This window comes from Aliiroseovarius sp. PrR006 (genome assembly GCF_010500215.1).
Taxonomy (GTDB): Bacteria; Pseudomonadota; Alphaproteobacteria; order Rhodobacterales; family Rhodobacteraceae; genus Aliiroseovarius.
Map to the genome: position 1 here is coordinate 1,062,367 of NZ_JAAGOY010000004.1, position 14,292 is coordinate 1,076,658.

The following is a 14,292-nucleotide window of genomic DNA, read 5'->3' on the forward strand; positions in this document are numbered from 1 at the left end:
TTGATCTAGGGCAGGTTTCGCTTCAAATTGCGTAATATATTGCAGCAAAATTGACCGCGCGCGAACTCGGAGGATAGTTACTTGAATAACAGCGATCCATACCGCCATCACCCAGAGCTACGCGGAAAAATCAAACCTGCGAGTGAGTCCTTCTTCCGCGATGTGGATCTTGATGTCGTGGATGCGAACGTGGCCAAAGCCGGCCTCCCTTCTGGTTGGCGTACGCCATGTGCAGAACGTGAGGCGGAGCGGCGAGAGTGGCTAAAAGAGCGCTGGGGTCAAGACCTTTGGGTGTTTGGCTATGGATCGCTCATGTGGGATCCCTCGATTGAGTTTGTTGAGGTTCGCCGCGCGCATTGTCTCGGATACCAGCGAAGCTTTTGCCTGTGGGATGAAGGTGGCCGCGGTACCGTCAACGAGCCCGGATTAATGCTGGCTATCGATGAAGGCGGAAAATGTGATGGTCTGGCGCTCCGTATTGAGGCCGACAAAGTGGATCATGAGACGTTTGTATTGTTCCGTCGAGAAATGATCGCGCCAGCGTATCAACCGGATTGGCTCAGTCTCGACACTGCGGCTGGGCCGATAGAGGCGCTGGGTTTCGTTGCCAACCGCGATAACAAGAACATAAGACCTGGAATACCGTTGCACGATCAGGCCGAAATGATCGCTCAGGCGGAGGGATTCCTCGGCACGAACTATGACTATTTGTCAGACACCCAAAAGCATTTAGACCTCCTCGGGATTGATGATCCCTATATTGCGGAGCTTTGTGCTGCAGTCGGTGCCTTTCACAATTCATCCACCTGAAGTTGGTGGCATTTCGTTGCGGTTTTCCAAAGACGGCTTAGTCCCGCAACTTTCCAGTTCAGACACTGTGCAGCGAATGTTGGCAAATTCTGAACTTGTCATTCATGCGCCGTGCAGAGAATGGCAGGTCTGAGCACAATCAGACGCGTTAGGAACGCAGAGTCGGCACGTTCGCACACAATTCTTTGGATGTTTGACGCCTTGTGCTACGATTTTCAAAAATGGAGAGCATTTGAACAGAGATAAAAACTTCTGACAGACAAATGAGGCTATGAAGTTTCAGTTACATGGCGAGCTGAATTAAACAGATAGGTGTTCAGGGAGTAATGTAATGCGTCCTGCAAAAGGGTTTGTGCCCCATTTGGTACTGTACTGTTTTGTCCTACTTTTTGGGATTGTGCCCATCAAATCATTTGGTTCGGATGAAGTATCTGGAAGCGGAAAACTGGACGGCATGATCTTCTCGGGGAAGATAAGCCAGTCGGGTCAGTCGGGTTTCGACGACAAACTGTCATTTTCGGATGGCAGGTTTTGGTCAGAAATCTGTGTTCGATGTGGCTTTAAACCGGGGAAGTATTGGACCCGATCTGTTGACGGCGGCACCCATTTCATTGGCGAAATGCATGGGGATTACGGAACCTTTAAATATGAGGGTTTGATCGTCCAAGGTGAGGCTAATGTAAGTGTGATCTGGCAAAAATCACGTTGGTATTGGACAAGCAGCCGAGCGCTTTCTTTCGAAGGAAGATTGGCGCCAGATATGTCTCCACCTTCAGCGCTCCAAGTTGAGCAGTTCGCCATTGAGGCTCTGAAACGTGAACTTCCGGAGCATTGCTGGTGACGGTATCAGCCACTTGGATCAGGATCGCAGTATTCTACATTTTGCTGTTAGGAGGCGGCTGGCTGCTTGGACAATGGTTGCCTCAGGTTTCTGATCTAGATATTAGCCCGCGAAATGAGCCTCGGATCCATCGGATGATAATGACCGCCATGGTCGTGTTTGTTATCGCGTCTGCCACACCTTTTGTTCCGGGGGCAGAGATCGGATTTGGATTGATCTTGCTGTTTGGGGGGAAGATCGCTCCGCTGGTCTACTTGGGAATGGTTGCCGCCCTGTTTCTGGCTTTCTCCATCGGCCGTCTGTTGCCCCTAAGCTGGTTGGCGGCTTTCTTTCAGTATGTCGGACTTGAAAGGGCACATAAGTTTGTCCTTAAACAGCACTCCAAAAGCCCCCGGCAAAGGCTTGAGGCCCTGACCGAAAATGTTCCGAACCGCTTCGCCGATCTTTTGCTACGCCACAGATACCTTTTGATAATTGTGGTTCTGAATCTGCCGGGAAACTCACTCATCGGAGGTGGGGGAGGCATTGCGCTTCTGGCAGGAATTAGCGGTTTGTTTTCCATGACCAAGATGGCTTTGACGGTTGCCATCGCCGTGGCGCCTATCCCCTTGTTCTTCTTTCTTACCACCTAAAAGGCTACAATCAGCCGCAACCAAGAACAGCAATTGTCAACAATCGGAGGGAAGTCAGTGAGCCAACCAACAAGCGAAGACCTTCGAAATGTCTGGGATTCTGCCGCGGCTGGATGGGCGAAATGGGAAAATGTTCTGGCGCCTAATCTAGTGCCAGCGACGGAAGTAATGTTTGGAAAAGCGGGTATAGCCGAAGGGATGTGTGTTCTGGATATTGCCTGTGGTGCTGGCAGCACGGCGCTGCCGGCCGCAAAACGCGTTGGTCCCAATGGGTCCGTAATTGCAAGCGATATTTCCGAAGAGATGCTGAATTTCTTGCGTCAGAATGCAGATGCCGCGTGTTTGACCAATATTGAAACTCTTCGCTGTGCTGCAGAAGACATTGAGCACACGGACCACATGTTTGACGCGGCGATATGCCAAACTGGACTAATGCTGTTCAAGTCTCCTCAGAATGCATTGGAGGGGATCAGAACACGCCTTAGGCCCGGGGGTAAGATCTCGGTCATCGTCTTCGCAGCGCCACAAAACAACCCGTTTGCCGCGCAACCTATGGGGATCGCACTTAAACACGCAGGCAAGCAGCCTCCTGACCCTGGTGCGCCGGGCTTATTTGCTTTGTCACGGGAAGATGTTCTGCAGTGCCTTTTCGAAGCCGCGGGGTATAATGAAGTCGAGATCGTTCGATCCAAAGTAACACTTCAGCTGCCATCCGTGGATGACGCAGTGGCGATGATGCAGCAAGCTTTCGGCGCATATCGCGCTGTTCTCTCCGACCTGGATCAGGAGGCAAGAGATGCGGCCTGGGAAGAAATCAGGTCCTGTCTGGCGCAATTTGAAACTCCAAATGGTCTGGAGACAGGTCTCACGTTTCACATTGCCTCAGCCAGAAAACTTTAGGCACTTGAATAGAGTGAGTCAGCTGGGACAACGTCAGGAGTGGATCAACGGGTCACCCTATAACCCTGGGCTCTAGCGGAACTGAACCCCAAATTCAGCCCCGAGACCGCCACGACTTCGTGTCTTCTGTAGTGATGGGTTTGCCTACCTATCCCCACGCACCACTTCGGACTTCCTGAAGGCGTATACTGGTGCTGGCCTCCAAAGTGCTCCCTGTGACTTCGCCAAAGGCTTTGGTTTTTTTCGATGATCTGTTTCTTGTCATCGGCGGAGAACACTCCTTCCATGACTTGTCGTCGGTTAGTGGCATAGATCCTTTATCCTCAATACTTGATCTGTGTTGATTTAGTCTGGTCATGGTGTGCGATCGTTTCAATCGAAGCTTCTTTTTGAAACGCCTGATCTTCGGGCTTGGCACAGCAAAAGGCCAGATTGTGCCGAAATTTGATAAGCCGGCACCCCACAGACAGGACGTGCCCATCACATTCGGAGGAAAACATGTTACCAAATCCAATAGAGGATGCCGTTGATGCCTACATTCGGGCTACAACCCGTGGATTGGCGGAGGAGCTAGCGGACATCTTTCATGAAAACTTCACAACAGCAGGTTTGCATGGCGGTCAGATGCAGTGGTTCGATCGCGAAACCATAATTGAATTTTGTGTGAAAAATGCTCAGCCTGAGAATGATCCACTGCCGGTTTGGTCAATTCTTCACTCAAATGTCTTTGAAACCACAGCATATGCGGTCGTGGAGAGCAAACTCCCCAATTCGACATTCACAGAGGTTCTGACGTTTTTTCGCGAAGCTGAACGCTGGCGAGTCGCCTTCAAGAGCTTTGAAACACGAATGGAATAGCGCTTCCCGCGTATCTATCGGCGATCTGTGTGGGATTAACCTGGGCCCGAGTTGGGGGGCATATCACCGCAAGGGACAAAGAAATTTTGGCGCTGAGCTCGCATGTGCTAGCCTGTTCGCCACATATATAGGGGCGGATTGATGCAAGAATTTCCACCGCGGCTGGAGAACAAGTTTTACTTGACCGAAGGCGGCACAGAAACTGAGCTTCTCTACAAGTGGGGCTTTGAGCTTCCCGAATTTGCGATGTTCCCACTGCTTGATGATCCAAAAGCTGATCAAGTCCTGCGAGACATGTATCGCAGGTATTTCGATGTCGCCGAAAAATTTGATACCGGAATGCTCATCATGAGCCACGATTATCGCGCGAGCCCGGATTGGGGTGCTAAGCTGGGATATTCGCCCGAAGGTCTGGCGGATATGCAGCGACGCACGATTGATTTTCTTGAGGGCATGCGCTGTGAATATCAAGGGCGTGTTTCCGACGTCTACATAGCAGGTTGCATAGGACCAAAGGGGGATGCCTACGGGACTGGTGGTGACATTAGCGAGGATGAAGCCGAGGAATATCATTCGGTTCAACTAAGCACCCTCGCGGCAACCGCGGCGGACATGGCAATTGCCCTGACCTTCAACAACATCCCCGAGGCGATTGGTCTTGTCCGTGCTGCGGAGAAACTTGGGATTCCTCTGGGCGTTTGCCTGACATTAACAACCGAAGGAGTATTGAAATCGGGTCCGAGCCTGCAAGCGGCAATTGAGACCATAGATGAGAGAACTAATGGTGCTGCCGCTTGGTTCGGAACGAATTGCTCACATCCTTTGGAATTTGCACCTGCGCTTGCAAACTCCGGCCCGTGGTTGGATCGTATTCGCTGCATTCGGCCAAACGCCGTGAAAATGGAACAAGTCGCGCTTTGCAGACTGGGGCATCTTGAAGACGGAGATCCGGTGGAGTTGGGGAAACAGATGGGAGACGTAGCTGAACGGTTTCCGAAGGCAGATATCTTGGGCGGATGCTGCGGAACGGATGAACGGCATCTCAGCGAAATCGCGAAAAATGTGAACAGTCTTCGAAAATATGCTGCGGAATAGCTCTCATTGAATTTCACGGTGCATGCAAGGCGTGTGCGAGAAAACACAATCTCCCACATAGCGGACCTTGGTGGACGCTGCAGCGAACTACCGGTTCCCGCCCGTCGCGACAGATGCCCCAAGATCGAGTAACGACTGCATCGGGCTCTAATCTGCTGTTCGCGGCAGTGTAAACCAACGTCGGGCTTGGGAGGCTTCGCGAACGACAGTTCACCACTAGTAAGTCCAAGCATTCTTCGTGAAGAGGGCCACTTCTTTCGGTGAAACGACTTCTGGCATAGTCTCTGGCATCGAAACGATGATCTTTGACACTTCCAGCGCGTTTCTTAGAGCCGCGCTACCGATCCAACCGTTTTCCCACAGGGTGGTGTTGTGGCCGTTGACGATCTGACAGATTTTCTCGGTGCTTTCCAAAGCGAACCCCAACCGCCTCTGCATGAATCCCGAGCACCTCCAGTTCGGGACGCAGGCGGACAACAAGCGGGACGATTGGGAGTACTGGGCTAATGGGGTGGACTTTGATCTACTCTGAGGAGCCTGTGGCTCAGCCCTAGCCCGACCGATAGACTCCGACACCCTCACCCCCCCGGAGCTCAGGCTCTGGGGGACACTGGGGCACAAAACGGGGCACTTTCCGGCACAAAGACAGGTGAGCCGCCGAGGCAGATATCTGAGCTTTTCGGAGGGAAGAACTTGGCTGGGGTGGTAGGATTCGAACCTACGGTACACTGTACCAAAAACAGTTGCCTTACCACTTGGCTACACCCCAACCGTGCGCGATTAACTAGCCAAAGCGGAAACAGGGTGCAACCCCAAAATTCCGGTTCTTGCAGGAATTTTAATGGGCCAACATATTGCACCAACACTTTAGGTCTACCCCGACCTCGAGAGGGGAACTGTAATGCTGAGTAAAGGCGTAATTCACCAAAGCGGTGCATGCGGGATCAGTCGGCCAGCCCCTGAAACGGGCGCGCTTTGGCCAGAGCGTCAAACCCAGCAAGATCGTTTAGAAGAACTGGCATATGCTCGATTGGAATCATGTTCGGCCCATCTGACGGTGCGTTGTCAGGATCCTGATGTGTCTCGATAAAGACACCGGCAACACCCACCGCCACAGCCGCCCGCGCCAGTACCGGCGCATAAGCCCGCTGCCCACCCGAGGACGCGCCCTGCCCGCCTGGCACCTGGACTGCGTGCGTGGCATCCATGATCACCGGATGCCCCAGGCCCGCCATCTGCGGCAGTCCCCTCATATCGGTGACGAGCGTGTTATAGCCAAAGCTTGTGCCCCGCTCAGTCAGCAGGACCTGTTCGTTTCCAGACGACACCAGCTTGCCCGCCACATGCGCCATATCCCACGGCGCCAGAAACTGGCCTTTCTTCACGTTGACGGGCTTGCCGGATCGCGCAGCGGCCACTAGCAAATCGGTTTGCCGACACAGGAAAGCGGGGATTTGCAGCGCATCCACAACCTCGGTCACTGGGGCGCACTGGTCTGGCGCATGCACATCCGTCAAGACCGGCACGCCGATGACAGACTTGACCGCTGCCAGCATCTCAAGCCCATCCTCAAGACCCGGACCACGCTTTCCCTGCGCAGAGGTTCGGTTGGCCTTATCAAATGATGCCTTGAAGACGAATCCCACACCAGCATCATCGCAGGCCTGCTTCAACCGCTCGGCCAAAAACAAAGCGTGATCACGCGTTTCCAACTGACACGGCCCTGTAATCACCGACAGGGGCAGATGGTTGCCAAAGCGCACCGGACCGATCGACACCTCGCGCATATCAGGACGAGATCTGTTCGCGCAGGATCGACGCAGTCAGCGACAGCATCAGATAAATCCCTGAGAAGATCAGGAACGCCAGAAGTGTGTTCTCGAACGCTTTGGGATAGGTCGGCTGATCCGGTGCCACGGGGGTGACGTTGGTCGACAAATAGCGGGTTTGCTTATTTGCTTCGACCCTTGCGATTTCGAGCTGCTGCAAAGCCTGCTGCATCAGCAGGGTTCGCGTTTCGAGGTTAATCTGCGCAATCTGCAGTTGGCCGCTGATAGAGGCAAGCGACCCGTTTTCACCCCCCGTATCCGTCAGCTTTCCGCGCAAATCTGCGATCAGGGTTTCAAGACGCGCAATATCCCCCTGCACACCGTCCACACGGGCCTGATTGGGATTGGTGTTGTCCAACAGCTGGTCCAGTCGCAACCGCTTGTCCTGCAACTGAATCTCAAAGGTATTGATCTGTGACATCAAAGCCGTCGCATCCGAGGTCGCATCGAACACGCCGACGTCTTCCTGCAGCTTCAATACACGCTCCTGAGCGGCCAGCATTTCAACCTCGGCCTCTTCATAGCTGTCCAGCGCGCCCTGCATCTGGTCTTCGCGTTTGCGATGGGTCAGGTTATCAACACGCGCTTCCGCGTATGCAATCAGAGATTTCGAGTATTGTTCGCTGACTTCAGGAGAGGCCGCGATCACCTCCATCTTGATAATGCCTTCCGTCGGATCAAATCCGATTTTCACCCGTTTGCGATAGACCTTATATGCAGTTTCGTTGCTAGCATCCAGATCCAGACGTTGCACAGCATCAATCGACGGATCGCTGAAATGCGACTTGAACCCGACGTCACGATCCAGCCGCAACATCGCCTCGCGCGAGGTCAGATAGCCTTGCACACCGATACTGTCCTGACTGGACGCAAGGCCTGTCCCTGCAAACAGCCCGGCTGCGCCAGAGCCTCCGGCCCCGTCGGCCTGCTGGATCACAAACTCGGATTTCGTTGCGTACATCGGGGTCGCAACGTTGAAATAGTAATACCCGGCCATGATCGTTGGCAGCACAACGAAGAATGCCAGACGCAGAAGAAGCATTTGCAATTTGCGGCGACGGCGTCGGGCGATGTCGCGCTGGATATCCATGACCGAGCGCGCACGCGCGGCCGCATCAAACACGCCTGACGCAGGCGGGCTGGACTGCGCGGCCGGTTGCGGCAAATTGGCGGCATTTCGGTCGCCCTCTCCCTCAACCAGTTCAAGCATGTTGGCCCGTTTAAACGGATCAATTCCTGCCTGTCGCAGACGATAGACGGCCTCGTGATGGTCGTCTGACTGGATGCCGTGTTTTTGCGCCACACGTCGCGCCATCCGCAACTGCCGCGCGGTCAGGCCTTCCTGACGCACCTTTTCAATCTCGGCCACCTCGTCGATCGCGGCCGGATTAGTGCCGCGTTGCACGCTGACCCTTGGCGTCGCACCAGCAGACGGCAATCCATCCTCCTTCGGGCCTGCCGCCACTTCTTCCAGCGGATTGGGGGGCCTATCTTGTGAATTGTCGGCGCTTTGGGATGCGGCCTGCTCGGCCTGTTCGGCCGGATCCGACACAACACCGTCACCGTCCTGTGGCGCCTGCCCTTCTTGCGAAACAGACCCGGCATCACGGCGGATGCGATAACGATTAGCCTTGGGTTTGGTAGTCATAGAGCTGTTTCGCTTCTTCCAAAGTCTCGAACTGGTATAATTGGCCGTTGCTTAAAACGGCGGCCGAACTGCATAGCTTGTCCAATGTCTTCGCCTGATGAGACACCACAATCACCGTGGCGTCTTGCAAACGCTCCTGCAACACTGTCCCCGCGCGACGGTTAAATTCGGCGTCCGTTGTGCTCGGCATGCCCTCGTCGATCAGATAGATGTCAAACTCCATCGCCAGCAAAAGCGCTAAGGTAAACCGGCCCCGCATCCCTGCGCTGTAGGTCGCGATCGGGAAGTCATAGTATTCCTCAAGATTGCACAGCCACCGAGTGAATGCTTCAAGATAGTCAGGATCCAGCCCGTAAAGCCGCGCGATGTGCCGGGCATTGTCACGTGCTGACAGCTTGCTGACAACCCCGCCCATGAACCCCAATGGAAACGACACCCGGCAACCGCGTACGATCTCACCCTCGTCGGGCTTTTCGAGCCCGGCCATCATGTTGATCAGCGTGGTTTTACCGGTCCCGTTCGGCGCCAGAATGCCAAGCGAATTGCCCAGCTCAACCCGAAAGGACGCCTGGTCCAGAATGACCTTGCGCTGCTTCCCGGTCCAGAAGGACTTGCTGACATTCCTGAATTCGAGCATTCGCGCCCCGATACCTGAAGTGGTCCCACTACTCTTAGGCCGACTTTCTTAATGAAGATCTATAGGCCCCCATTCCGGCGAAAATATGTCTGTTTCCCACCGGAAATCCAGCGTGAATCTAGCAAAATACGCTACGAAGCAAAGAGGAAAGCGCCAGAAATTCTGACGCTTTCCTATGGTTTCCGTCGACCCGCTCGGGGTCGAATGTCTAGTCTCGGGTCAGCCGTGCTGCTTTTCCACACGCGTGACCTTGCCCGCGATGAAGGACAGGAACACAGCCCCGAAGCTGAACAGCGCACCCATTTTCGCCGCGTCCTGCACAGGTCCTGGCGCAAACGCAACGGATGCCACGAACAGCGATACGGTAAAGCCGATGGCCGCTACGAAGCCGATCACGATCAGATCAACCAACCGCATCCCGGCCGGAAGACCAAGCCGCATCGGCCCGACCGCAATCCATCCCATGATGAAGACCCCAACGGGCTTGCCGATAATCAGACCCGCAAGCACCAGCCAGGTTGCTTCTCCAATCGCACCAAACTCGACGCCCGCGTTCAGAAGTCCAAAGAAGAACAGCACGATGTCGACCGGAATGGCCAGCGAATGCTCCATTTGGTTCAGCGTGTCCGTTAGGTACTTCTCGGCCTCCGAGAAGATACCGAACGCGCGATCAGCATGCGGGATGGCTGGGATCACCGGCAGCAGGCCCAGCGCCGGGTGAATACCGGCTTGCGCAAAGCCATACCAGCTGAGACAGCCCGCGATGGCGTAGGGAATCCAGCCCAGTTTCTTGCGCACAAAGGTCGAATAGCGGCGCAACTGATCGCCACGGTCTTTGCGTCGCGGCAGCCAATTGAATAGCACAAACACGATGACCGACGCGGCAACAGACAGCAGCAACCATTCCGGGGCCAGCTCGCCCGACGGATAGAAAATTGCCAGAATGATCAGGCCCGCTGCATCATCCGCGATAGCCAAAAGCAGCAAGAAGCGCACAGCAGGGTGACCCGCACCGAAGACAAGACGGCCAACCAGATAGCTGAACGCAATATCGGTCGCGGTCGGGATCGCCCAACCACGCGCCACAGCGTCGAAGGTGCTGGAGCCAAGGAAGTAGGCAATGCCCAGATAGACCGCGATCGGGCCCAGCATACCACCAGCCGTGGCAACCAGAGGCGTCGCGGCTTTCTTACCGCGCAGGCTGCCATTCTTCAGAATGACAGCTTCCCAGACTTCCTTACCCGCGATGGCGAAGAACAACGCCATCAGCATGTCATTGATAAGATAGTGGAATGTCAGAACCTTCTCGACATCACCGTATTCAAAGTGATGCGAAGCTTCGCCATAGGCCTTTTCCCAGTACCCAATATCAATGCCGATCCAGCCGTTGAACCACAGCGGATACTCGACAACATGATGATAAGAGTGGGGGTCAATATTTGCCCAAACCAACGCAATCAATGCGCCACTGATTAGAAGAATGGAATAGGTGGTAATGAAATTCCACACACGATACATGGCGTTCCCCGTTCGATCTTATTCTCGCAAACAGGTCGCACCCCAGCTATCACGCGGGGATGCGACCGCATCCTGTTACATTTGGAAATAATTCATTTCCCGTCAAACAACAACAGGGGGGCAGCAAATCTCCGGTTGTTGATTGGCCCCGATGTTCACATTCACGCGATAGCGCTCCAACCGATGCCGGCAAGAATAGCCCCGACAACAGCGATGCCTAGATAGGCGGCAAAGACCCGTGGTTTAACCAAAGCCCAGACGGCGACGGCTGCGGGGATCGAGCTGATGCCACCTGCGATGACAAAGGCCATGGCTGCGCCATTTGACATGCCTTGCTCCAACAATGCATCGACCAGCGGGACGGCGGCATAGCCGTTCAGATACGCAGGTGCCCCCACGATGGCCCCCAGAAGGATCGGTCCCAATCCGGTCCCCCCCAGCACCTGAGCGATCAGTTCGGCCGGGATGTAGCGCAGCATCAGCGCCTCGATCATATAGGCCAGTGCCAGCCATTTCCCGAGGAAGAACAGGTTCTCAAACGCGGCCTCGCGGAAAGTGGCGCGACGATGTGCCTCGCCCCAAAACTTCCATTTCACAGCGCCCGAAAAGCTGCCTTCGTCCCCGCCACAGCTGGACGAGCAGCAGGACTTAACCTGTTCCTTCTTCAGAGGGTTGGCAAACAGCACGCTGGACGCGAAAGCCCGGACGGTAAATCCACCCAGCAATCCGATCGCCACAGCGAATCCCAACTTGGCGGTGGCAAAGCCGATCCCCAGCGTCCCCGCCGTGATCGAGAACATCGCCGGATCCATCAAGGGCGACGACAGCCAGAACGCCATCACCGCCGACAAGGGCGCGCCCATCGCCAAAAGCGCCGCGATAAAGGGAATAACCTGGCACGAGCAGAACGGAGACAGCCCCCCCACCAGCGCGGCAAGGACAATCATCCGAACTTCGCGTCCCTGAAATGCACCCGACAACAGGTTCTCGGCCCCGGTCGCCTTCATGTAGGCCACGGCGAGAATGGCGAACAGGATGAAAGGCAGCGTGCTTAGAAACGCGCTTGTCGCAAAGCGAATGGTCGGCTCGATCTGCGCCGGATCCAAGGCAGCCAGCACAATAGGGATCAGCACGATCACCGCGATGGTCTTGTCAATCTTCCAACGTTTCGATGGGGGTTGCACCCCGGATACATCAGCCATTTTCGGCGTCCTTTTCGACCGTACAATCCGCGCAGCATTCGGACAGAAGATAGTCCGACAACGCCTGCATCACGTCCATTTCAGCCGCCGCGCAGATGATCGAGCGGCCTTGTTTTTCCTGTGTCACCAAGCCTGCGGCGGCAAGGATCTTCATGTGGTGGGTCAGCGTCGACCCGGTGATCCCGCAGCGTTCGCCCAGTGCACCGATGGTCAGCCCTTCGGGGCCAGCCCGCACCAAGCTGCGCAATACGCTTAGACGATGTTCCGACCCAAGGGCCGCAAACTGCGAAGCAAAGACATCAACGTCTTTGGGAGTTAAAGAATCATGTTTCATATTTCTAGAAATATCGAAATATATGCAGGGCGCAAGTTTTATTTCGATAAAACTAGTAATATTGAAACCTCCACAAGCACCTCTTACGGTGTGCCCATGGCCGACTTAAAAACCCAAATCGCATCATGCACATTGTGCGCCACACGTTTCGCCCAGACCGAGACCACCCACACCCCGCGCCCCGTTGTGTGGTTTCAGCCCGGTGCACGGATCAGGATCATCGGGCAAGCACCGGGGATGCGGGTACATAAATCGGGTGTGCCCTTTGACGATCCCTCGGGGGATCGCTTGCGGCAATGGATGGGCGTGGATCGGGACGTCTTCTATGACCGCACGCGGATCGCCATCACGCCAATGGCCTTTTGCTTCCCCGGCTACGATGCCAAGGGATCCGACCTCCCGCCCCCGCCGCTCTGCGCCAGGACATGGGCCGGCCACGTGGATCAGACCTTGGGCGACATCCACCTCACATTACTTGTCGGAGGCTACGCGCAGGTCCGTCACCTTGGACGCGGCAAGGGTGTCACGGCCACCGTGACCGACTGGCGCGCCCATGCGCCGCGGCTCTTCCCCTTGCCTCATCCGTCGTGGCGCAATACGGGTTGGCTGAAGAAAAATCCGTGGTTCGAGGCCGATCTTCTGCCCGAGCTGCAAAAGCAGGTCGCCATCGCGCTGACCCCATAGCCGGAGATTGCCATGAGCGAGCTGACGCAACTGGACCACGCCCACACTGCCATGCAGGCAGACCTGAATGACGACGCTGCACGGTTGCGGTTCTATGAACGACTGGCAGATCGCGAGCTGTTCCTGCTCCTGTCCGCCGAACCGCAGGGCGAGGATATCGAGCCTGAACTGTTTGAACTCGAGACTGAGAAATACGTGCTGGTCTTTGACCGCGAAGATCGTCTGGCCGAATTCGTCGGCGCCCCTGCCCCCTACGCTGCCCTTCCGGGACGCATCATTGCAGGAATGCTGTCAGGTCAGGGCATCGGCCTTGGCGTCAATCTGGGCGTCGCGCCCTCGTCCATCCTGATCCCGGCCGAGGCAATGGACTGGCTGGCCCAGACCCTATCTAGTGCCCCCGACGAGGTCGAAGCACAAATCACCGACATCCTGCCCCCGTCTGCCCCCGAAGTGTTGCTGAATGCTTTGGCGGAAAAACTTGGGTCGGCGGGCGGCTTGGCACAATACGCCTGTCTGGCAGGCGTAGGCCACGCGGATGGGCGCCGCGGGCACCTTCTGGCCTTCGTCAATCCCGCCGAAGGCGCCGAGCGCGCGCTTGCGGGGGCCGCGAACGAGGCGCTGACCTTCTCGGGCATTGATGTCGGAGAGCTGGACGTCGGCTTCTTCGCCGAGACGGACGAGATCGCACAGAAACTGGCCGCCATTGGCCTGCGCTTTGACCTACCCGCCCCGAAAGCACCTGAAACTCTTGCGCCGATCGCGCCCGGTTCGAACCCCGAAAAGCCACCGATCCTGAAGTGATCGGCTGGTGAACCGGACGACGCAATAAGAAAAGGGTGCAGGAAACCCGCACCCTTTTCCCTCACCAGGAACGCCCCCGGCAAAGCCGTATTCCTAGGTTAGTATGCCGACCAGTATTTAGGAAAAGTGGCAATCTCATGTCACGATTCTATGACATTGTTACTGACACGAAGAAAAATTAGGCATGGCGTGAACAATACACCCCTCAACCATAGATTGATTACTTCTTAGCTTCCAATGCGTCCAGACGGACCTTCAGCGCCTCGTTTTCCTCGCGCGCTTTCTGAGCCATCGCACGCACGGCGTCGAATTCTTCGCGGGTCACGAAATCACGATCAGCCAGCCAGCGATCCATCCAGCTTTTCATCGCGGTCTCGGCTTCGTCCTTCGCACCCTGCGCCACGCCCATGGCGTTGGTCATCAGCTGGGAAATATCGTCAAAAACCTTGTTGCGCGTCTGCATCTGCTTCTCCTCGCTTGAGCTGCCCCCTATATGGGGCTTT

At 55.6% G+C, this 14,292-nt stretch carries 16 protein-coding genes and 1 tRNA gene; 8 read left to right on the top strand and 9 right to left on the bottom strand.

Annotation, left to right across the window (positions count from 1 at the left end; translation table 11 throughout):
* Positions 1-81 precede the first annotated feature (81 nt).
* The 6 genes from G0Q00_RS05175 to G0Q00_RS05200 all read left to right on the top strand — a co-directional run bounded on the left by G0Q00_RS05175 (position 82) and on the right by G0Q00_RS05200 (position 5,136).
* Positions 82-810, top strand: coding sequence for a gamma-glutamylcyclotransferase (locus tag G0Q00_RS05175; RefSeq protein WP_163037001.1), 729 nt, complete (start codon positions 82-84; stop codon positions 808-810).
* A 331-nt stretch (positions 811-1,141) separates the two neighbouring features.
* Positions 1,142-1,651 (top strand): hypothetical protein, encoded by a 510-nt coding sequence (locus tag G0Q00_RS05180; protein ID WP_163037003.1) that lies wholly within the window; start codon positions 1,142-1,144, stop codon positions 1,649-1,651.
* Positions 1,652-1,791: 140 nt separating this feature from the next.
* Positions 1,792-2,283, top strand: a complete 492-nt coding sequence (locus G0Q00_RS05185; RefSeq protein ID WP_163037004.1) for a hypothetical protein — start codon at positions 1,792-1,794, stop codon at positions 2,281-2,283.
* Positions 2,284-2,340: 57 nt separating this feature from the next.
* Positions 2,341-3,183: a class I SAM-dependent methyltransferase gene (locus tag G0Q00_RS05190; RefSeq protein ID WP_163037006.1), complete on the top strand. Its 843-nt coding sequence runs from the start codon at positions 2,341-2,343 to the stop codon at positions 3,181-3,183.
* 498 nt (positions 3,184-3,681) lie between these two features.
* A complete protein-coding gene (locus tag G0Q00_RS05195; protein WP_163037008.1) occupies positions 3,682-4,041 on the top strand; it encodes a nuclear transport factor 2 family protein in 360 nt (119 codons plus the stop codon).
* 141 nt (positions 4,042-4,182) lie between these two features.
* Positions 4,183-5,136: a homocysteine S-methyltransferase family protein gene (locus G0Q00_RS05200; RefSeq protein ID WP_203564896.1), complete on the top strand. Its 954-nt coding sequence runs from the start codon at positions 4,183-4,185 to the stop codon at positions 5,134-5,136.
* Positions 5,137-5,352: 216 nt separating this feature from the next.
* On the opposite strand, the gene G0Q00_RS05205 is transcribed toward G0Q00_RS05200, so the two are convergent.
* The 8 genes from G0Q00_RS05205 to G0Q00_RS05240 form a co-directional block, all read right to left on the bottom strand.
* The gene (locus G0Q00_RS05205) at positions 5,353-5,550 is read right to left on the bottom strand and encodes a hypothetical protein (protein ID WP_163037012.1); all 198 of its coding nucleotides are present in this window, start codon (positions 5,548-5,550) and stop codon (positions 5,353-5,355) included.
* A 280-nt stretch (positions 5,551-5,830) separates the two neighbouring features.
* A tRNA-Gln gene (locus G0Q00_RS05210) sits at positions 5,831-5,905 on the bottom strand.
* Between the two features lie 175 nt (positions 5,906-6,080).
* On the bottom strand, positions 6,081-6,923 hold the full coding sequence (gene kdsA / locus G0Q00_RS05215) for a 3-deoxy-8-phosphooctulonate synthase (RefSeq protein WP_163037014.1): 843 nt from the start codon (positions 6,921-6,923) through the stop codon (positions 6,081-6,083).
* Position 6,924: 1 nt separating this feature from the next.
* Positions 6,925-8,613: a capsule biosynthesis protein gene (locus G0Q00_RS05220; protein WP_163037016.1), complete on the bottom strand. Its 1,689-nt coding sequence runs from the start codon at positions 8,611-8,613 to the stop codon at positions 6,925-6,927.
* Positions 8,591-9,250 carry an ABC transporter ATP-binding protein gene (locus G0Q00_RS05225; RefSeq protein ID WP_163037018.1) on the bottom strand — a complete coding sequence of 220 codons (660 nt, stop codon included), beginning with the start codon at positions 9,248-9,250 and terminating at the stop codon, positions 8,591-8,593. The genes G0Q00_RS05220 and G0Q00_RS05225 overlap by 23 nt, the downstream gene beginning before the upstream one ends.
* A gap of 219 nt (positions 9,251-9,469) precedes the next feature.
* Entirely contained in the window at positions 9,470-10,768 is a 1,299-nt protein-coding gene (locus tag G0Q00_RS05230) for a Na+/H+ antiporter NhaA (RefSeq protein ID WP_163037020.1), read from the bottom strand.
* A gap of 161 nt (positions 10,769-10,929) precedes the next feature.
* Complete coding sequence (locus G0Q00_RS05235; protein ID WP_163037021.1) at positions 10,930-11,970, bottom strand: permease; 1,041 nt, start codon at positions 11,968-11,970, stop codon at positions 10,930-10,932.
* A complete protein-coding gene (locus G0Q00_RS05240; RefSeq protein WP_163037023.1) occupies positions 11,963-12,304 on the bottom strand; it encodes a helix-turn-helix transcriptional regulator in 342 nt (113 codons plus the stop codon). Before G0Q00_RS05240 ends, G0Q00_RS05235 begins: the two co-directional genes overlap by 8 nt.
* Positions 12,305-12,400: 96 nt before the next feature.
* Between G0Q00_RS05240 and G0Q00_RS05245 the strand changes: the two genes are divergently transcribed.
* A complete protein-coding gene (locus G0Q00_RS05245) occupies positions 12,401-12,988 on the top strand; it encodes a uracil-DNA glycosylase family protein (protein WP_163037025.1) in 588 nt (195 codons plus the stop codon).
* Between the two features lie 12 nt (positions 12,989-13,000).
* The gene (locus G0Q00_RS05250; protein ID WP_163037027.1) at positions 13,001-13,789 is read left to right on the top strand and encodes an SseB family protein; all 789 of its coding nucleotides are present in this window, start codon (positions 13,001-13,003) and stop codon (positions 13,787-13,789) included.
* A gap of 220 nt (positions 13,790-14,009) precedes the next feature.
* Here G0Q00_RS05250 and G0Q00_RS05255 read toward each other — a convergent pair whose 3' ends face one another.
* Positions 14,010-14,252, bottom strand: a complete 243-nt coding sequence (locus G0Q00_RS05255) for an accessory factor UbiK family protein (protein WP_163037029.1) — start codon at positions 14,250-14,252, stop codon at positions 14,010-14,012.
* Positions 14,253-14,292 lie beyond the last annotated feature (40 nt).